General features: G+C 64.9%; 18 protein-coding genes. 12 read left to right on the top strand and 6 right to left on the bottom strand.

Annotation, left to right across the window (positions count from 1 at the left end; all coding sequences use genetic code 11):
- Positions 1-33 precede the first annotated feature (33 nt).
- The 8 genes from BN1313_RS05535 (at position 34) to BN1313_RS05500 (ending at position 9,137) form a co-directional block, all read left to right on the top strand.
- Positions 34-1,251 carry a class I SAM-dependent methyltransferase gene (locus tag BN1313_RS05535; RefSeq protein WP_091737549.1) on the top strand — a complete coding sequence of 406 codons (1,218 nt, stop codon included), beginning with the start codon at positions 34-36 and terminating at the stop codon, positions 1,249-1,251.
- A 69-nt stretch (positions 1,252-1,320) separates the two neighbouring features.
- Positions 1,321-2,541 carry a class I SAM-dependent methyltransferase gene (locus BN1313_RS05530; RefSeq protein ID WP_091737547.1) on the top strand — a complete coding sequence of 407 codons (1,221 nt, stop codon included), beginning with the start codon at positions 1,321-1,323 and terminating at the stop codon, positions 2,539-2,541.
- Positions 2,542-2,611: 70 nt separating this feature from the next.
- Positions 2,612-3,838 (top strand): class I SAM-dependent methyltransferase, encoded by a 1,227-nt coding sequence (locus BN1313_RS05525; protein ID WP_091737545.1) that lies wholly within the window; start codon positions 2,612-2,614, stop codon positions 3,836-3,838.
- A complete protein-coding gene (locus BN1313_RS05520) occupies positions 3,835-4,203 on the top strand; it encodes a hypothetical protein (RefSeq protein ID WP_091737542.1) in 369 nt (122 codons plus the stop codon). Before BN1313_RS05525 ends, BN1313_RS05520 begins: the two co-directional genes overlap by 4 nt.
- 107 nt (positions 4,204-4,310) lie before the next feature.
- Positions 4,311-5,534: a class I SAM-dependent methyltransferase gene (locus BN1313_RS05515; protein WP_091737539.1), complete on the top strand. Its 1,224-nt coding sequence runs from the start codon at positions 4,311-4,313 to the stop codon at positions 5,532-5,534.
- A gap of 56 nt (positions 5,535-5,590) precedes the next feature.
- Complete coding sequence (locus tag BN1313_RS05510; RefSeq protein WP_141653074.1) at positions 5,591-6,814, top strand: class I SAM-dependent methyltransferase; 1,224 nt, start codon at positions 5,591-5,593, stop codon at positions 6,812-6,814.
- 50 nt (positions 6,815-6,864) lie between these two features.
- The gene (locus BN1313_RS05505; RefSeq protein ID WP_091737533.1) at positions 6,865-8,088 is read left to right on the top strand and encodes a class I SAM-dependent methyltransferase; all 1,224 of its coding nucleotides are present in this window, start codon (positions 6,865-6,867) and stop codon (positions 8,086-8,088) included.
- A 251-nt stretch (positions 8,089-8,339) separates the two neighbouring features.
- On the top strand, positions 8,340-9,137 hold the full coding sequence (locus BN1313_RS05500; RefSeq protein WP_176695909.1) for a GntR family transcriptional regulator: 798 nt from the start codon (positions 8,340-8,342) through the stop codon (positions 9,135-9,137).
- Positions 9,138-9,301: 164 nt separating this feature from the next.
- Here the strand turns inward: BN1313_RS05500 and BN1313_RS05495 are convergent, their stop codons facing one another.
- Entirely contained in the window at positions 9,302-11,572 is a 2,271-nt protein-coding gene (locus BN1313_RS05495) for a TonB-dependent receptor (RefSeq protein WP_176695908.1), read from the bottom strand.
- A 425-nt stretch (positions 11,573-11,997) separates the two neighbouring features.
- Between BN1313_RS05495 and BN1313_RS05490 the strand changes: the two genes are divergently transcribed.
- Positions 11,998-13,227, top strand: a complete 1,230-nt coding sequence (locus BN1313_RS05490; RefSeq protein WP_091737524.1) for an MFS transporter — start codon at positions 11,998-12,000, stop codon at positions 13,225-13,227.
- Here the strand turns inward: BN1313_RS05490 and BN1313_RS05485 are convergent.
- Positions 13,222-13,998 carry a sulfite exporter TauE/SafE family protein gene (locus BN1313_RS05485; RefSeq protein WP_091737521.1) on the bottom strand — a complete coding sequence of 259 codons (777 nt, stop codon included), beginning with the start codon at positions 13,996-13,998 and terminating at the stop codon, positions 13,222-13,224. The two genes, BN1313_RS05490 and BN1313_RS05485, sit on opposite strands and share 6 nt — an antisense overlap.
- Positions 13,995-14,549 carry an RBBP9/YdeN family alpha/beta hydrolase gene (locus tag BN1313_RS05480; RefSeq protein ID WP_091737518.1) on the bottom strand — a complete coding sequence of 185 codons (555 nt, stop codon included), beginning with the start codon at positions 14,547-14,549 and terminating at the stop codon, positions 13,995-13,997. The genes BN1313_RS05485 and BN1313_RS05480 overlap by 4 nt, the downstream gene beginning before the upstream one ends.
- Positions 14,550-14,643: 94 nt before the next feature.
- Here BN1313_RS05480 and BN1313_RS05475 point away from each other — a divergent pair, with 94 nt between their 5' ends.
- Positions 14,644-15,582 carry an IS481 family transposase gene (locus BN1313_RS05475; RefSeq protein WP_091734875.1) on the top strand — a complete coding sequence of 313 codons (939 nt, stop codon included), beginning with the start codon at positions 14,644-14,646 and terminating at the stop codon, positions 15,580-15,582.
- Here the strand turns inward: BN1313_RS05475 and BN1313_RS05470 are convergent.
- The gene (locus BN1313_RS05470) at positions 15,579-16,421 is read right to left on the bottom strand and encodes an SDR family NAD(P)-dependent oxidoreductase (RefSeq protein ID WP_091737515.1); all 843 of its coding nucleotides are present in this window, start codon (positions 16,419-16,421) and stop codon (positions 15,579-15,581) included. The two genes, BN1313_RS05475 and BN1313_RS05470, sit on opposite strands and share 4 nt — an antisense overlap.
- 187 nt (positions 16,422-16,608) lie before the next feature.
- On the opposite strand from BN1313_RS05470, the gene BN1313_RS05465 reads away from it, so the two are divergent.
- A complete protein-coding gene (locus tag BN1313_RS05465) occupies positions 16,609-17,862 on the top strand; it encodes a GGDEF domain-containing protein (protein ID WP_091737512.1) in 1,254 nt (417 codons plus the stop codon).
- On the opposite strand, the gene BN1313_RS05460 is transcribed toward BN1313_RS05465, so the two are convergent.
- The gene (locus BN1313_RS05460; protein ID WP_245620104.1) at positions 17,859-19,223 is read right to left on the bottom strand and encodes an MFS transporter; all 1,365 of its coding nucleotides are present in this window, start codon (positions 19,221-19,223) and stop codon (positions 17,859-17,861) included. The two genes, BN1313_RS05465 and BN1313_RS05460, sit on opposite strands and share 4 nt — an antisense overlap.
- A gap of 194 nt (positions 19,224-19,417) precedes the next feature.
- The gene (locus tag BN1313_RS05455; protein WP_091737509.1) at positions 19,418-20,104 is read right to left on the bottom strand and encodes a DUF1028 domain-containing protein; all 687 of its coding nucleotides are present in this window, start codon (positions 20,102-20,104) and stop codon (positions 19,418-19,420) included.
- A 105-nt stretch (positions 20,105-20,209) separates the two neighbouring features.
- Between BN1313_RS05455 and BN1313_RS05450 the strand changes: the two genes are divergently transcribed.
- Complete coding sequence (locus BN1313_RS05450; RefSeq protein WP_091737506.1) at positions 20,210-20,881, top strand: glutathione S-transferase family protein; 672 nt, start codon at positions 20,210-20,212, stop codon at positions 20,879-20,881.
- Position 20,882 lies beyond the last annotated feature (1 nt).

The raw sequence follows: 20,882 nt of genomic DNA, 5'->3' as shown, positions 1-20,882 counted from the left end.
CCCACACAAACGCCCGAACAGGAGGTACTGAAAATGGACGGCTCTACGGATCTCAAGAACTCCAAGCCGATCGACTACACCGGTCCCCGCGACTATCGCACCCAGGGCCGCCACGCCATGTTCCCGGAAACGGACCATGACGAATGCGAGCGTTTCAACTACCTCGCCCACGTCAACCGCTATATCCGCGAGCGCATTCAGCCCCGGATCGAAGACGCCTATGACGCGCGCGTCGAGCCGAAGTTCGTGGCCGAAAATGGCCGCAAGCCGAAGGACCGCAAGGAAGCCCGCAAGCTCCTGCAGTCCGAGCCGATGTTCCAATATTACTCGGCCTTCCGTCGCGCGAACATGGAACAGCGCCAGCAAGCCGGCCGTTGGGTCGCGCTTCGCCAGGCCGAAGAACTGGCCGCCAAGGCCGCCGCTCTGACCGACGGTGACTCGCGCCTGCAACTGAACCCGGAACTGGAAATCCCCAAGTACCTGGTCGACGTGCACCACCACTGCATGCCGGGCAGCTACTATGAAGAAAACTTCCCGGGCGACGTCGTAAACGCGGCCAACTACGACTGCGGGTTCTTCGTCACCATCGGCGGCGCTGACGGCCAGGAGTGGCTGGACACCATGGGCACCGCCATCGGCGAGACCCTGAAGGCCAAGTTCCCCGATGCGAAGCCGAAGCGGATCCTGGACATGGGTTCGACCCTTGGCCACAACGCCGTCTCGCTCGCCAAGGCCTTCCCCGACGCGGAAATTGTCGCGGTTGACGCCGGCGCCCCGATGCTCCGCTACGGCCTGGCTCGCGCCAAGTCGCTGGGCGTGGACAATGTCACCTTCGTCCAAGGCGACGTGCGGGACCTGAGCCAATTCGAAGACGAGAGCTTCGACATGGTGACCTCGTGCATCCTGCTGCACGAGATCTCCTACCCGGCCATGACGCAGATCTTCAACGAGTCCTACCGCCTGCTGAAGAAGGGCGGCGTCGTGGCTCACACCGACATCGCCAAGAACAGCGACCAGGTCTCGATCTGCGAACAGGCGATCCGCGACTGGGACGCCTACTACAACAACGAGCCCTTCTGGAGCTCGCTGCGCGAGATCGACCAGCACGACTACTACCTGAAGTCGGGCTTCAGCGAGGAAGGCTTCTTCCACGCCCAGCCGACCACCCCGGGTTCGAAGCCGACCGACGGCCGCTTCACGCCTGAGGAATCCAAGTCGGGCGGCCAGATGATGTACGGCGCCGTTAAGTAAGACCCTCGCCAAAGCGCCGCCCGGTCATCCCGGGCGGCGTTTTCCTTTTCACTCAAACAGGAAGCGACAATGGACGGATCCGCTGATTTCCCCGAGGGAACATCCGTTAAGTATGCGGGCCCGCGCGATTACCGCACCCAAGGTCGCCACGCCGTTTTCCCGGAAACGGATCATGACGACTGCGAGCGCTTCAACTACCTCGCCCACGTCAACCGCTACATCCGCGAGCGCATCCAGCCCCGGATCGAAGACGCCTATAACGCCCGCGTCGAGCCGAAATTCGTTGCCGAGAAAGGCCGCAAGCCGAAGGACCGAACGGAAGCGCGCAAGTTGCTGCTGACCGAGCCGATGTTCCAATATTACTCGGCCTTCCGTCGCGCGAACATGGAACAGCGCCAGCAAGCCGGCCGTTGGGTCGCGCTGCGCCAGGCCGAAGCGCTCGCCGCCAAGGCCGCCGCCCTCACAGATGGCGACCCGCGTCTGCAACTGAATCCAGACCTGAAGATCCCCAAATACCTGGTCGACGTGCACCACCACTGCATGCCAGGCAGCTACTACGAAGAAAACTTCCCGGGCGACGTCGTAAACGCCGCCAACTACGACTGCGGCTTCTTCGTCACCAACGGCGGCGCTGAAGGCCAGGAATGGCTGGACACCGTGGGCACGGCCATCGCCGAGACCCTGCAGGCCAAATTCCCCGACCTGAAGCCCAAGCGCATTCTCGACCTGGGCGCGAGCCTTGGCCACAACGCGGTCTCGCTGGCCAAGATGTATCCGGATGCGGAAATCGTCGCCGTCGACGCCGGCGCCCCGATGCTGCGCTACGGCCTGGCTCGCGCCAAGTCGCTGGGCGTGGACAATGTCACCTTCGTCCAGGGCGACGTGGCGGATCTCACCAAGGAGTTCGGAGACGAGAGCTTCGACCTGGTGACCTCGTACATTTTGCTGCACGAGATCTCGTTCCCGGCCATGAAGGCCATCTTCAACGAGTGCTACCGCCTCGTGAAGAAGGGCGGTGTCGTGGTTCACTCCGACATCGTCAAGAATAGCGACCAGGTCAGCGTCTGCGAGCAAGCGATCCGCGACTGGGACACCCACTACAACAACGAACCGTTCCACGCCCTTCTGCGCGAGCTCGACCAGCATGACTTCTTCTTGCAGTCAGGCTTCAGCGAAGACGGCTTCTTCCGCGCCTCATCGGCCTCCTTTGGTCACACAGCCCTCGACGGCCGCAGTACGCCCGAGGAATCCGCCTTGGGCGGCGTGATGATGGTCGGCGCGATCAAATGAGCACAACAATCAGCGTCAACCGGATCCGCCGGGCCGCGCTTCAGTCTCTGCCAGTAACAGGAGGATAGCTATGGACGGCTCCGCCGACCTCACCAAGGGAACCCCGATTCAATATACGGGCCCCCGCGATTACCGCACCCAAGGCCGCCACGGCATGACGCCGGAACTGCTGCACGACGACGTCGAGCGCTTCAACTACATGGCCAATATCAGCCGCTTCGTCGGCAGCCTCGTGCCGGTGATGAAGTCGGCCTATGTGGCCCGCGTCGAGCCGAAATTCGTCCAGGAAACCGGCCGCAAGCCGAAGAACCGGCACGAAGCCCGCAAGGCGATGCTGGATGATCCGATCTACCAGTATTACTCGGCGCTCCGCCGCACCAACATGGAGCAGCGCCAGCAGGCCGGCCGCTGGATCGCGATCAGCCAGGCCGAAGCCCTGGCCGCCAAGGCCGCTGACTTCATCGGCGACAGCGGCAACCTGACGCTCGATCCCACCCTGAAGATCCCGCGCTACATCGCCGAGGTCGATCACCACTGCATGCCGGGCAGCTATCACACGGAATATTTCGCCGGCGACGTGACCAATGCGGCCAACTATGACGTCGGCTTCTTCGTCACCATCGGCGGCGGCGGCAGCCCCTGGCTGTCGAGCTGCGGCGAAGGCCTCGCCGACTGGCTGAAGGCCCACCGCCCGGACTTCAAGCCCAAGCGCATCCTCGATGTCGGCGCCACCATGGGCCACAACACCTTGCCCCTGGCCCAGGCCTACCCCGACGCCGAAGTGATCTGCATCGACGTGGGCGCTCCGGTGCTGCGCTACGGCGCCGCCCGCGCCAAGTCGATGGGCGTGGACAACATCCGCTTCATCCAGGCCGACGCCACGGACCTTAGCAAGTACATCGAAGACGAGAGCGTCGATCTCGTCATGTCGGCGATGTTCCTGCACGAGATCTCGTTCCCGTCGATGCAGGCGATCTTCACGGAGAACAACCGCGTCCTGAAGAAGGGCGGCATGGTGATCCACCTCGAACAGCCCGGCTTTAGCGACGAAGTCAGCATTCAAGACCAGGTGGTCCGCGACTGGGACGCCTTCTACAACGCCGAGCCGTTCATGAGCACCTTGAAGGACGTCGACGTCTATTCGTTCTACGAAAAGGCGGGCTTCAAGCCGGAAGGCTTCTTCCACGGCTTCCCCGACTGCTTCTGCGCCGGCCACATGCCGGAAGGCGGAGACGGCCCCTCGCCGAAATCCTGGACCAACAAGCTTGGCCTGCAGGCCATTGGAGCGACGAAATGAGCATTGCCGACGCCCTCGCAAAATCTTCGGCCAAGCCGGCCGGCAAGCGGCCTTACTTCTTCACCCCCGAAGTCGAACGCGTCCTGGCCATCACCATGGCCGTCAGCCAGGAACTGGCTGTGACCCGTCAGCGCCTCGACACCGTCGAGCGCCTGCTGGCCGCCAAGGGCGTGATGACCAAGGAAGACATCGACAACTTCGTACCCTCCACCGCCGACCACGAAGAGCGCGGCCTCTGGAACCAGGAATACGTCGTCCGCATCCTGCGCATCGTCCAGCAGGAAGCCGAAGCCGTCGAAGCCGCCAAGAGCGGCGAACTCACCTCCGAGGAATACCACCTCGAGCTTGAGACCGAGAAGGCCTGACGACCATGCCCAGAGCGTCAAGACCCATCGGCGCCCGGACCTAGGACTGCCAACGCGCCGCCCGAGCCTCTTGGGCGGCGCTTTTCTTTTGCGATTTGGAGTACACCATGGATGGTTCATCCCCCATCGGCGGCGCACCGCTGACCTACACGGGCCCTCGCGACTATCGCACCCAGGGCCGCCACGGCGTGACGCCGGAACTGCACCACGACGACGTCGAGCGGTTCAACTACCTGGCCCAGGTCAACCGCTATCTGGGCGGCCTCACGCCGGTGATGAAGACCGCTTACGCAGCTCGCGCCGAAGCGAAGTTCGTCCAGGAAGCGGGTCGCAAGCCAAAGAACCGCCACGAGGCCCGCAAGGCCCTTCTACAGGACCCGATCTACCAGTCCTGGTCGGCCCTGAAGCGCTCGAACATGGAACTGCGCCAACAGGCCGGACGCTGGATCGCGCTGAGCCAGGCCGAGGATATCGCCGCAAAGGTGGCTGAAGCCGTCGACAACGATCCGCGGCTTGAGCTCAACCGCAGCCTGCCGACGCCGCGCTACCTGACCGAGATCGATCACCATTGCATGCCGGGCAGCTATCACACCGAATACTTCCCTGGCGATGTGACCAACGCGATCAACTATGACGTCGGCTTCTTCGTCACGATCGGCGGCACGGGCAGCCCGTGGCTCTCGAGCTGCGGCGACGGCATGGTCGACTGGCTGAAGGCGTTCCGCCCGGACTTCAAGCCCAAGCGGATCCTCGATGTCGGCGCCACCATGGGCCACAACACCTTGCCCTTCGCGCAAGCCTTCCCTGACTGCGAAGTCATCTGCGTCGATCTTGGCGTCCCCATGTTGCGCTACGGCCTGGCCCGCGCCAAGTCGATGGGCGTTGACAACGTGCGCTTCATCCAGGCCGACGTCACAGATCTGTCGAAGATCATCGAGGACGAGAGCATCGACCTCGTGTTCTCGGCGATGTTCCTGCACGAGATCTCGTTCCCGTCGATGCAGGCGATCTTCAAGGAGAACCATCGCGTCCTGAAGAAGGGCGGAATGGTGATCCACCTTGAACAGGGCGGCTACAACTCGGAAGTCGCGATCGAGGACCAGGCCATCCGTGACTGGGGCGCCTTCTACAACGCCGAGCCCTTCGAGAGCACGCTGAAGGACGTCGATATCTACGCCTACTACGAGAAGGCGGGCTTCAAGTCCGACGGCTTCTTCTACGGCATGCCTGACTGCTTCTGCGGCGGCTACGCGCCGGAAGGCGGCGAAGGCCGTCCGCCGTCGTCGTGGGGCAACAAGCAAGGTCTGCGCATCTTCGGCGGAACCAAGTGATCCTCGCGCCGCCCGGGCTTCCCGGGCGGCGCGCTTCCTTCGGGCCAGAACTCATCATGGACGGTTCTCAGATTTCCGATCGTACGCCAGTAGCCTACGCTGGCCCGCGCGACTTCCGCACCCAAGGCCGCCACGGCATGACGCCGGAGCTTCGGCACGACGACTGCGAACGCTTCAACTACCTGGCGCAGGTGAACCGCTACCTCGGCGCCCTGACGCCGATGATGAAGACGGCCTACGGCGCCCGCGCCGAAGCCAGGTTCATCCAGGCGGCTGGCCGCAAGCCGAAGAACCGGCACGAGGCGCGCAAGGCGCTGCTGCAGGACCCCCTTTACCAATCCTGGTCGGCGTTGAAGCGCGCGAACATGGAACAGCGCCAGCAAGCCGGCCGCTGGATCACGCTCAGCCAGGCCGAGGCGCTGGCCGCCAAGGCGGCCGAATTCACCGACAACGACCCGCGCCTTCAGCTCGATCCGACCCTCGCGATCCCGCGGTACATCACCGAGATCGACCACCACTGCATGCCGGGCAGTTACTACACAGAGTACTTCCCTGGCGACGTGGCCAATGCGGCCAACTATGACGTCGGCTTCTTCGTCACCATCGGCGGCACGGGCAACCCCTGGCTGTCGAGCTATGGCGTCGCCTTCGTCGGCTGGCTGAAAACGTTCCGCCCCGACTTCCAGCCCAGGCGGATCCTCGATCTTGGTGGGACCGTGGGCCACAACACCCTGCCCCTGGCCCAGGCCTTCCCCGACGCCGAAGTGCTTTGCGTGGACCTCGGCGCGCCGATGCTGCGCTATGGCCTGGGCCGCGCCAAATCGCTTGGCGTCGACAATATCCGCTTCATCCAGGCTGACGTCACCGACCTGTCGCAGATCGTGGACGACGAAAGCATCGACCTCGTGTTCTCGGCGCTGCTCCTGCACGAAATCTCATTTCCGGCGATGCGGGCGATCTTCAAGGAGAACCACCGCGTCCTGAAGGAGGGCGGCGTGGTCATCCACCTCGACAAGGGCGGCTACAACGCAGAGGTCGCCATCGAGGACGCCGCCATCCGCGACTGGATGGCCTTCTACAACGCCGAACCCTTCGAGAGCACGCTCAAGGACGTCGACGTCTACGCCTACCTCGAGAAGGCCGGCTTCAGCAGCAACGGCCTTTTCCACGGCATGCCCGACTGTTTCGACGATGGCCGTGCGCCGGAAGGCGGCGAAGGCCGCCCACCCTCGTCGTGGAGCAACAGGCAAGGCCTGCCCGTCTTCGGCGCGACTAAATAATCCCGCGCGGTCGGGAAACCGCCCGCGCTCCACCAAGCAAGGAGACACTCATGGACGGAAATCAACTGCCCCCCACGCCGGCGCCGGTCTACAGCGGCCTGCGCGACTATCGCACCCAGGGTCGCCATGGCATGACCCCGGACCTGCGCCACGACGACGTCGAGCGCTTCAACTTCCTGGCGAACGTCAATAAGTACCTCGGCGTGCTCCGCCCGACGATCAAGGATTCCTACGCCGCCCGCGTCGTGCCCAAGTTCGTCCAAGAGCACGGCCGCAAGCCGAAGAACCGGCACGAGGCCCGCAAGGCCATGCTGCAGGACCCACTCTACAAGTACTACTCGGCCCTGTGGCGCAACAACATGGAGTCGCGCCAGCAAGCCGGCCGTTGGGTCACCATCAGCCAGGCTGAGGAACTCGCCGCCCGGGCCGCCGCGCTGACCGATAATGATCCGCGCCTGCTGCTCGATCCCGAGTTGAAGTTTCCGCGCTACCTGACCGAGATCGATCACCACTGCATGCCGGGCAGCTACTACACCGAATCGTTCCCGGGCGACGTGGCCAACGGCGCGAACTATGACGTCGGCTTCTTCGTCACGGTCGGCGGCGGCGGCAACAAGTGGCTGTCCACCGGCGGCGAAGGCGTGGTCGAATGGCTGAAAGCCTTCCGCCCCGACTTCAAACCGAAGCGCATCTTGGATGTCGGCGCCACCAGCGGCCACAACGCCCTGCCGATCGCCATGGCCTATCCGGACGCTGAAGTGATCTGCGTCGACGTCGGCGCGCCGATGCTGCGTTACGGCCTCGCCCGCGCCAAGTCGCTGGGCGTGGACAACATCCGCTTCATCCAGGCCGACGGCACCGATCTGCGCAAGCATATCGAGGATGAGAGCATCGACATGACCTGGTCGCTCGGCGTCCTGCACGAGATCTCGTTCCCGTCGATGCAGGCGATCTTCAAGGAGAACCACCGCGTCCTGAAGCCGGGCGGCATCGTCTTCCACATCGAGCAAGGCGGCTATAACGACACCGTGCCGATCGAGGATCAGGTGATCCGCGACTGGATGGCGTTCTATAACGCCGAACCCTTCGAGAGCACGCTGCGCGACGTTGACGTCTACGCCTATTACGAACGCGCCGGGTTTAAGCCGGAAGGCTTCTTCCACGGCCTGCCGACCTCCTACGTCGCCGGCTTCCCGCCCCAGGGCGGCCAGGGCCGTCCGCCGAAGGCGTGGGCCAACTGGCCGGGCGGCCAGGTCATCGGCGCGACCAAATGATCAGACGCCGCTAAACGGTGAAATGTTCTGCCAAGGTAGATCCTGACGACGCGTCAGCTTGGCCGCTTATAGTGTTACAAATGGGCCCCGTTCGCGGGGCCCATTATTTCTTCTGGCGCCAGCCATAGATCGGCTCTGCTTAGAAGCTGAGGAACATTGCTTTCTTCTTCGCGGAGCGCTGTTTTCGCGTGACGCTGCATTGAGTCTCACGCATTCTATGACCCATGGATGGAAACACTTGGATCGGGCAGATGCAGCCGTCCGTTTTGGACGAAAATCTGCCGACGCCCCTCTATCATCAGATTTATCTGATCCTGCGCGACCGCATTAAGCGCGGCGACATCGGCGCTCATTCCGTTCTGCCAGGCGAGCAGGAACTCTCACGCCTGTTCGGCGTCTCGCGCATCACCGTCAAGCGGGCGCTCAAAGAGCTGGGCGATGATGGCCTGGTGACGCGCCACCGCGGCCGCGGCACCATTGTCGCGGGCGGAGTCGCCCTGCCTGTCGTCAACGCCAACTTCGATAATCTGATCGAGAGCCTCTACGTCATGGGTCTGGAGACCGACGTCGAGTTGCTGGAGGTGACCACAGTCCGCGCGCCGCCCGAAGTGGCGCAGGCGCTGGAGATTCCGGTCGATGCGGAGGTTCAGCGGGTCACCCGTCGTCGTCGCCTGGCGGGTTCGCCCTTCTCCTACCTGCGCACCTTTGTGCCCCTCGACGTCGCCGCGCTCTACAATGCGCAGGATCTCGGCAAGATCCCCATGATGGTCCTGCTGGAGCAGGCCGGCATGCGGGTGCAGGATGTCGAGCAATGGATCTCGGCGACCGCAGCTGAACCGGTGGTCGCCCTGGCGCTCGAAACCGACGTCGGCGCGCCCCTGCTGTCGATCGAGCGTGTGATGCGTTCGGCCGGCGGCCGGCCTGTGCAGATCCTCTTCGCCTTCTACCACCCCGATCGATACCGTTATCACATCCGTACGCGGGCGAAGAAGCCGGGCGCGGCGAAGGCCGCCAAGGCGCCGGAGCCGACCCTGGCCGCCCTGGTTTAGCCAGGCCCCCGGGGGCCTAACCCTTCCGATCCTACCAGACGCCTGGTCCGAGGAAGGTCGACGGCGACGTCGGCGCGACAGGGATTCGCGGCAGGCTCTTCACGCCCATAAAGAAAGGGCCCCGCAGCCAAGGCTGCGGGGCCCTTTCCCTAGCGTGGGCCAGATCAGAACTTTTTCACGACCCGCAGGCCGAACGTCCGAGGATAGGGCATGTTGATCAGGATCGACGGCGATTGGCCGAGCCGCGGGCTGGGCGGCTGTTCGGCGAGGTTGCCGTAGCCGAGACCCGCGTCAAAGATCGTATGCTCGTCGAGGAGGTTCATGACGAAAGCCGTCACATCGATCTCCTGGTCGACGAGGCTGTAGGTCATCGACGCCTGCAGGCGATGGTAAGGCTTCATCTTGATCAGGTTCGGGATGTCGACGAAGCGCTCGCCCGTGTAGGTCCAGTCGCCGCGGAAGGCGAGTTGGTTGGCGCCGATGGGGATGCGGTATTCCGATGAACCGCTCATGGTCCAGCGCGGCGTCTGCTGCGAGGTCAGGCCCTGCAGGGTCGCATTCGGGCTGGTGATGCCGAAGAGACTGATCAGGGTGGCGTTGGTCGCACCCGTGCCGACGTATTCGTGGTGCGCATAGCCGACACCGTAGAAGACGTCCCACTGCGGCGTGACGTAGAAGGTGCCGGAGAATTCGGCGCCCTTAATGTCCGAGGCCCCGCCGTTGCCGGTGAAGGATTCGATCTGGCCGCTGGGGCCGAGGCCGAAGGTCGACACCTGCTGGTTGGTCACCTTCATCTTATAGACCGCGGCTTCGAAGCTCACGCGCCTGTCGAACAGCGTACCCTTCAGGCCGACTTCGTAGTTTTCGACATATTCCGGGCGCTGATAGTTTTTTGTCTGGTAGGCGAGCGCCCCGTCGGCGGTCGTGGCGCCCGACTGGGTGTTGATCACGCCGCTCTTGGTGCCTTCTGAATAGAGGGCGTAAGCGAGCAGATTCGGCGTGAGCTTGTAGTCGAGGGTGAAGCGCGGCAGGAAATCTTTCTCAGTGCGCGAGAACGCCGCCGTATAGTTTTGGCAAGCCGTCAGATTGCAGTCGTTGGTGAACAGCTTTTCGGACTGGTATCGCGCTTCGATCGTCAGATTGAGGTTATCAATCAGCTCATAGTTGACGCTGCCGTAGAGGGCTTTGTTGAGCGTGCGCGACGCGCCAGCCGTACGCCGGGGAACACCTTGCACCAGGGTGAACGGCGCGAAAACCACCCGGCCATACTGGGCGAAGCTCCCGTAGGAGTCCTTGAAGTGGAAGGCGCCCAGGGTCCACTTCAGCCTCTGGTCCGATGGCGACGAAACACGGAACTGATGCGCGACCGTCCGCGTCTGGTTCTGCGTCGGATTCAGTACCAGCTTCGCGTTGGAAAGCAACGGATCGGCGAGCCAACGGTTGGTCACGTCAGCCCACCAGCGGTTGTATTCGCTGAAGTACTCGCCGGAATAGTTGGCTGTGTAGCCGCCGCCCAGTTCCTGGTCGATGATCAAGTAGGTCATGAAGCGGCGGCGGTCGCGGTCGCCGCCGTGGTTTGGAATGATGCCCAGCGAGTTGCCGAACTTGTCCTCGCGGTAGAAGCTGTCGGGAATGGTGAAGGTCGGATACTTCACACCGGTCGGATAGGTGACGTCGAAGTCGGCCATATCCTGGCGATAGGCCGTCCAGGAGATTTGGTGACCGTCGTCATCCTCGTCGTACATGAAGCGCGAGCGGATGGTCGTGCCATCCAGCGGATGGACGACAAAGGCGGCGGCCAGGTTGATCGAGTCTTGCTCGCCGAGCTTGCCGCCGAAGTTGCGCTCTTCGAACACGCCGCCGCGGTGGAACTTGCGGGCCGAGAAGCTGGCGTAGAGCTTGTCCTCGACGATCGGGACGTTGATCACGCCGTTAACGTCGTAACTGCTACGGGTTTGAACTTCACCCGTGACGCGGCCCGAGATCGTCGGCGATTCCGGGATGCGCGTGATGTAGTTGATCGCGCCGGCGTAGGTCGATCGTCCGAAGTGGGTCGATTGCGGACCCTTAAGCACTTCAACGTGGTCGAGATCCTGCAGGTTGAAGGAGGTCGCTTCACCGGCGATGTAGACGCCGTCAATGAAGAACGACACGCCCTGCTTCTGGGTGTTGTAGGTGTTGGGGTTCAGGCCGCGCATGCTGATGAAGGCCTGGCCGCGCAGGTTGGCGATGTAGTTGAAGCTTGGCGCGACCCGGGAAAGGTCCATGACGCCCTTCAGGTTCGCCTTCTGAATCGCATCAGCGCCGATGACGTTGATGGTCAGCGGGATGTCGGCAAGACGTTCGCCTCGGCTCCGCGCTGTAACGACCAATTCCTCAACGCCGTCCGCTGCGCCGTCCGCCGCCACCGCTTGAGCCGATGCGGCCCCCGCCATAGCGAGAACTGACGCACTGCAGCCGCTGATCATCAAGCTTTTGAAAAGATTACGCTTACCTGCCGATGGTGACTGTCGCATAGAAATCCCCCAGGTGTTGTCCGCTGGAGAATAGCTATAAAGATATACCAAGCGGCACTTTAACCACGGCTGCGCCTTCGCAGGTGCGAAGGCCGCAGTTTGCCTAATTTTTGGTGGACTGAAGGCAAGCGTCGCCAGATTTGTGACCGGACTGTGTGAAGCAACGCGTGATCTGTTCGCCCAAACCTGCACCTGAAGGACGCCACGGTCATGACGCGTGGGATCGCGACGACGCACGAAAGGCTTCCGACTTCGCTGCGACGAAGTTGGTATAGACTTATACCATTATAGATGTTCTTGAGGCTTCCGCGCCGCGAGGTCTGCAAACCGTACGGAGATGAACTATGGCCGACTCGACGGCGGGTGAATTCAAGGCTGGATGGCCGACGGTGCTCGCCGCCGCGGTTGGCGCCTGCTCCGGCCTGACCGGCCTGGCGTTCTATACCTTCGGCCTTTTCGTTAAGCCGCTCTCCGAGGCGTTCGGCTGGAGCCGCGGACAGATCACGCTGGGGATGAGCTTCATTACGCTAGGCACGGTGATCTCCGCGCCGCTGGCAGGCTGGTTGATCGACCGCTATGGCGTTCGCCGGATCGCGGCCCCGTCGCTGCTGGGCCTGGGCCTGGCCTACGCCCTGACCGCGCAGGTGGGCCCGGCGCTCTGGACCTTCTACGCCGCCTGCATGGGCATCGCGCTATTGGGCTGCGCCACGTCGCCGATCAGTTGGACACGCGCGGTGAATTTGCAGTTCTCCCGCGGACGGGGTCTGGCGCTTGGCCTGACCCTGCTGGGCAGCGCCACGGCCGGCGTGGTCGGGGCGCCCGCCGTGCAGATGGTGATCGTCGACCACGGCTGGCGCGCCGGCTACATGGCGGTCGCCGGCTTCGCTGTGTTGGCGGCCTTTCCCGTGGTCGCCCTGTTGCTCGGCCGCGGCGCCACGCGGACCAGCGCGGACAATCCAACGGCCCGCGCTGGCATGACCCTGCCCGAGGCCCTGCGCACGCCCACCTTCTGGATGATCGGCGGCGCCATCTTGCTGCTGATCACCGCCCAAAGCGGCGTGATCGTCCACCTTGTGCCCCTGCTCACCGATCGCGGCCTGCCGCGCGTGGAGGCCGCGGGGTTGGCGGGGGTCATGGGGGCGGCGATCTTCATCAGCCGCGGCGTCATCGGAGCGATGCTGGACCGCTTCTCGCCGCCGCTGGTGGCGGGTGTGTCGCTGCTCGCCCCGGTCGGCGCAGCCGTGATCCTGGCCGTCTGCGGCGCGGATCGGCTTGGACTGCTGGCGGCGGTGATCCTTCTGGGCCTGGGCGCCGGCGCGGAGATCGACTTCCTGTCGTTCTTCACCGTCCGGCATTTCGGTCTTCGCGCCTACGGGCGGATCTATGGCTGGCTCTTCGCCATGTTCAGCATCGGCAACGGCGTCGGCGCGCCTCTGGTGGGCGCGATCTACGACCGATTGAGCTATCAGCCGGCGCTCTGGGGCGCGGCCGTGCTGTTCGCCTGCGGCGCGGGGTTGTTCGCCGCCCTGGCGTGGCGGCCGGTCTGGGCTACGCCCACGAGCCAGGCTCTATAGAAAGCCGGCGACGCCCTTCCAGCCCGCCGACGTGGCGCCGATCACCAGAAGAACCAGACCCGCCTTTCGGTAGACGCCGGCTTGCGAGGCCTCGAACAGGCGGCGGCCCGCGCCGTTGCCGAGGATGAAGAGCGGCAGGCAGAGCAGAGAGGCGAGAGCTGATCCCGGCGTGATGACCCCGGTCGCCACGCCGGACAGGCCGCCGACAACGCCGGTCGCCAGGAAGAAGACGATCATTGAGGCGCGGGCCATGGCCGCGGGGAGCGGCTGTGTCAGGATGTAGGCCACCACTGGCGGCCCGGGCATGCCCGCCAGGCCATTGAGCAGACCAGCGCCGAGGCCCGCAGCCGTCGGGCGACCGAGCAGGCCGAGCTTGTCCGGATCCTTGAAGAGATAGACCGCCGCCAGGGCGTAGAAGGCCGCAGCCGCGACGATCACCCGCTGCAGATCGGGCGCGATGACGCCCAGCAGGAGCATACCGATCGGGGTGCCGATCACCGCCCCACCGATCAGGCGCGGCATCACGCGCCGGTGCGACGCCGGCCAGGCCTTACCCAAGTCCATCAGGCCTGAAGGCAGGGGCAGAAGGATGGAGACGCCGATGGCCAGCCTCGGCTCCATCACCAGCGACATCAGGGGCACCGCAGCGATCGCGAAGCCAAAGCCCGTCACGCCGCGCATGAAGGCCGCCAGGAGGATGATCGTCGCCGCCACAGCCAGGGTCGTCGGCGTCAGGCCCGTCGCTGCGATGACGTCGTTGAGGACGCTCATGCCCGCATTTCGATCCGCGCCAGCAACTCATCCAGGATCACGCGACCCTCCGGCCAAGGTCCGAAACCGGACTCGACATTGATGTGGCCAGCGTCGCCCAGGTCGACAAAGCGCGAGCCCCAGCTCACGGCGCATCGCGCCGCCTCCGGGAAGCTGACGAACGGGTCGTTGCGGCTGGCCACAACCGTGCTCGGAAATGGCAGCGGCTCCATCGGCATGGGCCCAAAGGGCTCGAGCAGCCGCCCGACCGGCCCTTCGCGATTGACCTCCGCGGGGGCCACCAACATGGCGCCGGCGATGCCCCGCGCGCCGCGGATCTTCGCCACATGGGCGATCAGGGCGCAGCCGAGACTATGGCCGACCAAGACCGCGTCCGGCGCCGATCGCAGCGCCTCGACCAGGCCGGCTGTCCATTCGGCCAGAGTCGGCTGCTCCCAGTTCTCCTGCTCGACGCGCCGGGCGTCGGGCATGCTTTCGAGCCAGAGGCTTTGCCAGTGGTCGGCTGGCGAATCGAACAGGCCGGGTACGATCAGGATCGGTCGGTCGGACATGGCCTAGCTGTCGAAGCTATGAAGGTTGTTCACCCGGGACAGGGCTGAGAGGCTGGGGTTGCAAAGCTCCAACTCCTAACCCGGAAGGTCCCGGATGAACGTCCACCAGAATGCCCGTCTGACGCCTGGGGGTCGAGCGCTGCTGGCGCGGCGCGTGTCGCAAGGCTGGACGGCGAAGGCGGCGGCGGAGGCGGCAGGGGTGTCGCTGCGGACAGCGCGCAAATGGATCGCCCGGCATCGTCGCGGCGGCGAGCGAAGGCATCACGACCGCAGCTCGGCGCCGCGACGATGTCCGCGCAAGGTGGCTGCGGCTCGTGTGGCTGAGATCGAGCAACTGCGGCGTCAGCGGATGACCGGTCCGGCGATCGCCCGGACGCTGGGCATGGCCCGCTCGACGGTGGGGGCTATCCTGCGCCGGCAGGGGCTGGGCAAGCTGGCCGCGCTCGATCCGAAGCCGCCGGTGATCCGCTACGAGCACAGCCGACCGGGCGCGATGATCCATCTGGATATCAAGAAGCTCGGCCGCTTCGACGTCGCCGGCCACCGCGTCACCGGCGACCGCCAGCTCGGCCGCTCGCGCCGCGCTGGCTGGGACTTCCTGCACGTCTGCGTCGATGACGCTTCGCGCCTGGCCTACACCGAGATCCTGTCTTCGGAAGGCCAACTCGACACCACCGGCTTCCTCGAACGCGCCCTGGCCTGGCTCGGCCGTTGCGGCGTCCGCGTCGAGCGGGTGATGACCGACAACGGCTCGGCCTACCGTTCCAAGCTCTTCGCCAACGCCCTGCAGGCCGCCGGCGCCCGCCACGTCCGCACCCGGCCGTACACGCCCAGGACCAACGGCAAGGCCGAGCGCTTCATCCAGACCAGCCTCAGGGAGTGGGCCTACGCCAAGCCCTACAGCTCATCGGCTGAACGCGCCCAAGCCATCGGACCCTGGATCGACGCCTACAACCTCAGCCGACCTCACGCCGGCATCGGCGGACTCTCACCCTGGACAAGGGTGAACAACCTTCTTGGAAACGACACCTAGCGCTTGATGAAGGCCGCGAAAGCCTCGCCGTAGTCGGGATGCCAGCGCGACAGCGGGGGGCGGTTCTCGACGATGTCGCCGGCCGCCCACAGGATGCGCTTCTCATCCAGTTCGCGCGGCACGTCGTTGTCGGGGCAAAGGATGTAGAAGTCCCTCTTGTCGAGGCTCGTCAGCATGAAGTCGACCGTTTCGGCTGGCGTCCACGCGCTCGGCGGCTTCTCGACCTGATCGCCCGCCGTCATGCCGGTGAAGACGTAGCCCGGGATCAGCAAATGGGCGCTGACCTTGCAGCCTTCGGTGTTGCGCAGCTGATGCTCCAACGCCTCCGTGTAGGCCTTCACGCCGGCCTTCGAGACATTATAGGCCGGCGAGCCAGGCGGCGTGGTGATGCCTTGCTTGGAGCCGGTGTTGATGATCAGGCCCGGCCGGCCGCTTGCAGCCATGGCCGGGCCGAAGGCCTGCGTTCCGTTGATCACGCCCCACAGATTGACCTCCAGCACGCGGCGCCAGACGTCGACCTCGCCAAAGGCGTCCATGCGAGCGCCTATGCCAGCGTTGTTCATCAGGACGTCGACCCCGCCGTAGCGGTCATCCATCTCGGCGGCCAGCGCGTCCAGAGCGGGCCGGTCAGACACATCGGCCTCGAAGGCGTGAACCACCGCGCGCCGCGAGCGCGATGAAACCTCCCGGCGGGCGTCCTCCAGCCGGTCGGCCCCGATATCGACGATCACGACGGCCATGCCGAAGTCGGCGAAGCGGGCGGCGGCTTCCAGGCCGATGCCGGAGGCGCCGCCGGTGACCACGGCGACAGAGCCGGCGCGCAGAGCGGGGTGGGGCATGGTGGTTCCTCTCCTTATGCTCCTTGGGCTTTAGCGCCTCGCACGAGGTTGGCAATGTCGTGTCGCGCCCTGTCACCGTTCAGGTTTCGTTGGCCCGACCACGCCCACGACGTTAGGCTTAGCCGCTCGCGTGGCGATGGCGGCGAAACGCGGCCGCTGACGCCGCGCCTTGGGGATTTGCTCAGCGATGTCCGGACTGCTCGTCCTCCTGGCTCAGGGGACTATCTTCTTCGTGGCGATGGCGGCCATCTTTCGGAGCCGCAAGACCATCGGCATCGGCGTCTTCTTCTGTGTGCTCGGCGCCATGCACTTTCTGGAGACCTACCTCGCCGCGGTCTTCTTCATCGAGCTGCCGTTCGGTCTGATTTCTCCCGGCTCGACGGTGATGTTCGCCGGAAAGCTCGCCTTCTTCTTGCTGCTCTACATGAAGGAGGACGCCGAAAGCATGCGCCAGCCGGTCTACGGCCTGCTGGGCGGCAATGTGCTGATGGTCATCCTGGCGCTGATCTTGCGGCTGCACACGCCTGCCGCCGAGATGCCCGGGTTCAACCCCGACCTGCGCTTCCTGGACCAGATGGGCGTGCTGATGGTCTGGGGCACCGCGCTGCTGTTCGTCGACCTGATCGCCATGGTCCTGCTCTTCGAACGGCTGAGCCAGGGCAAGGGCCTGGCCGTCCCCCTCAAGATATTCATCAGTCTGGCCGTCGTCCTGAGCTGCGATCAGGCCTTCTTCTATGCCGGCCTGCGGGTCATTTCCGGCGTGCCGATCTCTGCCTTCTACGGCGGCTGGATCGCCAAGGTCGGCGCAGCGGCCTTCTTCACATTGATGCTGTCGCTCTATCTGCGCTTCGCCCGCGACGTCGGCCTGCCCGCGCGCCCGCACGGCATGGGCGACGTGTTCGATCGGCTGACCTACCGCCGACGTTACGAGCAGCTGGTGGAGATGGTCGGCAAGGACACCCTGACCGGGCTCGACGATCGTGGGCGCTTCGATACGGCCGGACCGCAGGCGCTCCTCGCGGCCGCCCGCGCGGGGCAGGCTGTGAGCCTGATGATGATCGACATCGACCAATTCAAAGCGGTGAACGACCGTTATGGCCACCCCGTCGGGGACCAGATCATCCGCGAAGTCGCTGCTGCGATCGCCGGTGTGACCCGGTCGGAGGGGATGCTGTTCCGCTATGGCGGCGACGAGTTCGCCTTGATGACACGGCTGAGCCCGACCGACGCCGCTCCCGTGGGCGAAAGGGTCCGCGCCGCCGTCGCCGCGGCGGACTATGACGCCGTGGACCGGCCCGTGACCGTGAGTATCGGCCTAGCGGGCTTTCCGGCCGATGCGGCCGATTTCGCCAGCCTGCTGATGCGCGCCGACGCCGCCCTCTACGAGGCCAAGGCGCGTGGCCGCAACCAAGTGGCCCTGGCGGCGGACGACGCCGTCTAGCTGCGGACGCGCGCCGATCGCTTGCGCGGCTCCTTCACCCGGACGATCACCAGGATCAGCGAGAGCACCAGGAAGGCGATCGAGACCTGGAACACAGCGTGGTAGCCGACCACCGCGGCGATCAGCCCGCCGATCAGGGGGCCGGCGGCGGCGGAAACCTGCTCCGCTGTGCCGGTGATCGCAAGCCGCATGGGGGTGTCCTCCCGCGAGCCGAACTCCAGCACCATGGTCTGCGAGGCCATCAAATAGCCGGCCTGCGAGGCGCCCAGGCCCACGAAGGCGAGCGCGATCGGCCAGAGCGCCGTGACGTTCATCAGGAGGACGGTCGCGGCGATCCAGCTCCCCAGCGCCAGCAGGAGCACGATGCGGAAGCCTTTCTTGTCGCCGAGATAGCCCCAGAGGAGGTTCGACGCCGTATCCGCGCCTAGGTAGGCCAGGGAAAGGATGCCGATGTTGGCGCCGCTGAGCTCGATCGTCTTGGCTGCATAGAGAATGTAGAATGGCACGGCCAGACGGCCCATCACCGCGCACAGCACGACGATGGTGTACCAGGTGAATTCCGGCTCGGACCTGAACATGCCCGGCAGTTGGCGCAGCCGCTCGCGCATCGGGGTGAAAGTCCGCGTGCGTGGCGGGATCGGCTCGCGCACCAGAAGCGAGAAGATTGAAAGTCCGCCGGTCATCAGGAAGAAGGCCAGCAGGAAGGTGGTCGAATAGCCGTTCCCCCAGACGTTGCCGGCGATCAGGTACTTGCCCGCCACGAAGGCGAGAACCGCGGCGATCGCGCCGCCGACCACGTTGCGCCATGCCGACAACCGGCCGCGCTGCGTCACGGGAATGACCTTCGCCATCAGCGTGCCGAAGGCGACACGCTGCATGCCGCTGAACAGGCCGAAGATGAAGAGAAGCGTCATGATCATCGGCAACTGGACATTCGGCGGCAAGAACCAGCCGCCCAGTGCGATGAACAGCACCGGGATTCGCATGCCGAAGCCGATCACCTGAGCGATGGGCAGCACCTTGGCGCGGTGCTCAACCATGTTGGCGCTGATGCCGGGCGACAGCATGGCGCCGAACTGCTGGACCGCCAGACCCAGGCCGACGATCGCGTCGGAGCCGGCCAAGGCATGCAGATAGGCGGGCAGGAAGGTCGGCGCGTTCAGCAGCCGAAAGCCCGTCATGCCCAGCATGCCGTGCAGGAAATTGCCAATGTAGTTTCGCCTCAGGTTCTCCCAGACGAACTTCTCGTAGGCGGCTTCCTTCTCCTCCATCGTCGGCTCGATGTGGCCGCCCTCCGCCACCATTTCCGACTCAGCGATCAAGATATCTGAAGGCGTGTCGGGCTCGCTAAGTGACGTCATGGCTCGCGCCCCCTGCGCGCGATGCGCCCCTTGCCGAGGCGGCTCGTATGTCTCTGGAAGTGTTCTGGGCGGGCGCCGCGGCGGCGCCAAACATCTTGCAGATGCAACTAAGACGCTTTGCGAACCGGTGCAAGCCGGGGGGCGGGGCTTTGGTCCCTCCTCCCGCGAGAAGAGAAGGGACGTTCTCGCGTCTTCTAAGGGTACTTGATGCCGCGGGCGGCCGCCCAGTCGTAGACGCGCCCGATGGAGGGGTTGTCCGGGCGTTCGCGGTAGTAAGGAACAAGCGGGTGAAGCTTGTTGAACAGGCGCCATAATTCCGTGGTCGGCTCGGGGTGATCATCGACCCGCAGGTTCATGATCGTATAGCCCTCGTTCTCAGCCACGAGCAGGGCGGCGGAGCGCTGGCCGGTAGGTTGGCCTCCAGCCTTGGTCCCGGCGTCGATGGACTTCATCAGGCGAGTTTCGATGTCGTCGTCGATAGAGGCCTCCATCGAGGCGGCCATCGCCTCGCCCACGCCGTCCACCACAGCATTGGCGAGCACCGCCCAGCCGTCTCCGATGATGTGGCCCTTCCAGGCGCTGTTATTGGCGCCGGTGCGCGCCGCCACATGGCCCCAACGGTCGACAACGCCCAATTGCCGATATTCGATATTGGGATCGCTGCTGACGAGTTCGTCGATCACCTTCTGCGCGGGATACCCCAGGCTGAGGAGCTTCAGCGCGAGCGGGCCGAGGCGTGGATCGGTGAGCGCCTGGGTCGCGACCGCGCCGACGTTGGCGACGACATAGGGCGCGCGGCTGCCGATGGCCATTTCACCGGTGCTTGTGCCGACGCCCAGGCGTCCCGTGCGTGGATCGCGTCCGATAACTGTGAAAGTCATGAAGTCCCCTCCAAAGTCATTTTCCAGCCCGGCGCGCGGGCGTTAAGCCATGCTAAACATCGCCAAGGCGCGCCCACAACAGCGCTGGCCTGCAGGAGACGCCCGATGACCCATCTGACCCTGATCAGCACCCAGACCTGCCCCTACGTGCAGCGCGCCGCCATTGCGCTCCGTGAGAAGGGCGTGGCCTTCGAAATTCAGTATGTCGACCTGCAGAACAAGCCCGACTGGTTCCTGGCCATCTCGCCCCTGGGCAAGGTGCCGGTGCTCAGGATCGACCGCCCCGGCGAGCCGGAAGCCATTCTGTTCGAGAGCATGGTGATCCTGGAATATCTCGAAGAAACAGCCGACGGACCCAAGCTGCACCCCGCCGATCCGCTGGCCAAGGCGCGCCGTCGCGCTTGGATGGAGTTCGGCAACGCGGTGATGGGCGATATGCGCCAGGTGGTGCAGGCCGGTGATGACGCCGCCCTGGCCAAGGCGAGCGCGACGCTTGGCGCCAAGCTGAAGCGCGTCGAGGACGAGATGGTCGGCCCGCTGTTCGCCGGCGAGGCTTTCTGCGCGGTCGACGCGGTCTTCGCGCCGATGTTCCGCGAGCTGGATCTCGCCGAACGGCTGAACGGCCGCAAGCTGGTCGACTGCTCCGCCAAGATCATGGCGTGGCGCGAAGCCCTGGCCGAACGGCCGAGCGTGCGCCAGGCCGTCCCCACCGACTTCGGCGACCGCTACCTGGCGCGCATGAAGGAACGCGGCTTCCGGATGGTCGCCGCGGCCTAGG

The organism is Phenylobacterium immobile (ATCC 35973) (genome assembly GCF_001375595.1).
Lineage (GTDB): Bacteria > Pseudomonadota > Alphaproteobacteria > Caulobacterales > Caulobacteraceae > Phenylobacterium > Phenylobacterium immobile.
This window is presented reverse-complemented; position numbering and strand designations above follow the sequence as displayed.

Excerpts from the sequence above, each read along its gene's own strand:
- BN1313_RS05535 (WP_091737549.1), top strand. The coding sequence starts at position 34 with ATGGACGGCTCTACGGATCTCAAGAACTCCAAGCCGATCGACTACACC.
- BN1313_RS05530 (WP_091737547.1), top strand. The coding sequence starts at position 1,321 with ATGGACGGATCCGCTGATTTCCCCGAGGGAACATCCGTTAAGTATGCG.
- BN1313_RS05525 (WP_091737545.1), top strand. The coding sequence starts at position 2,612 with ATGGACGGCTCCGCCGACCTCACCAAGGGAACCCCGATTCAATATACG.
- BN1313_RS05520 (WP_091737542.1), top strand. The coding sequence starts at position 3,835 with ATGAGCATTGCCGACGCCCTCGCAAAATCTTCGGCCAAGCCGGCCGGC.
- BN1313_RS05515 (WP_091737539.1), top strand. The coding sequence starts at position 4,311 with ATGGATGGTTCATCCCCCATCGGCGGCGCACCGCTGACCTACACGGGC.
- BN1313_RS05510 (WP_141653074.1), top strand. The coding sequence starts at position 5,591 with ATGGACGGTTCTCAGATTTCCGATCGTACGCCAGTAGCCTACGCTGGC.
- BN1313_RS05505 (WP_091737533.1), top strand. The coding sequence starts at position 6,865 with ATGGACGGAAATCAACTGCCCCCCACGCCGGCGCCGGTCTACAGCGGC.
- BN1313_RS05500 (WP_176695909.1), top strand. The coding sequence starts at position 8,340 with ATGCAGCCGTCCGTTTTGGACGAAAATCTGCCGACGCCCCTCTATCAT.
- BN1313_RS05495 (WP_176695908.1), bottom strand. The coding sequence starts at position 11,572 with ATGGCGGGGGCCGCATCGGCTCAAGCGGTGGCGGCGGACGGCGCAGCG.
- BN1313_RS05490 (WP_091737524.1), top strand. The coding sequence starts at position 11,998 with ATGGCCGACTCGACGGCGGGTGAATTCAAGGCTGGATGGCCGACGGTG.
- BN1313_RS05485 (WP_091737521.1), bottom strand. The coding sequence starts at position 13,998 with ATGAGCGTCCTCAACGACGTCATCGCAGCGACGGGCCTGACGCCGACG.
- BN1313_RS05480 (WP_091737518.1), bottom strand. The coding sequence starts at position 14,549 with ATGTCCGACCGACCGATCCTGATCGTACCCGGCCTGTTCGATTCGCCA.
- BN1313_RS05475 (WP_091734875.1), top strand. The coding sequence starts at position 14,644 with ATGAACGTCCACCAGAATGCCCGTCTGACGCCTGGGGGTCGAGCGCTG.
- BN1313_RS05470 (WP_091737515.1), bottom strand. The coding sequence starts at position 16,421 with ATGCCCCACCCCGCTCTGCGCGCCGGCTCTGTCGCCGTGGTCACCGGC.
- BN1313_RS05465 (WP_091737512.1), top strand. The coding sequence starts at position 16,609 with ATGTCCGGACTGCTCGTCCTCCTGGCTCAGGGGACTATCTTCTTCGTG.
- BN1313_RS05460 (WP_245620104.1), bottom strand. The coding sequence starts at position 19,223 with ATGACGTCACTTAGCGAGCCCGACACGCCTTCAGATATCTTGATCGCT.
- BN1313_RS05455 (WP_091737509.1), bottom strand. The coding sequence starts at position 20,104 with ATGACTTTCACAGTTATCGGACGCGATCCACGCACGGGACGCCTGGGC.
- BN1313_RS05450 (WP_091737506.1), top strand. The coding sequence starts at position 20,210 with ATGACCCATCTGACCCTGATCAGCACCCAGACCTGCCCCTACGTGCAG.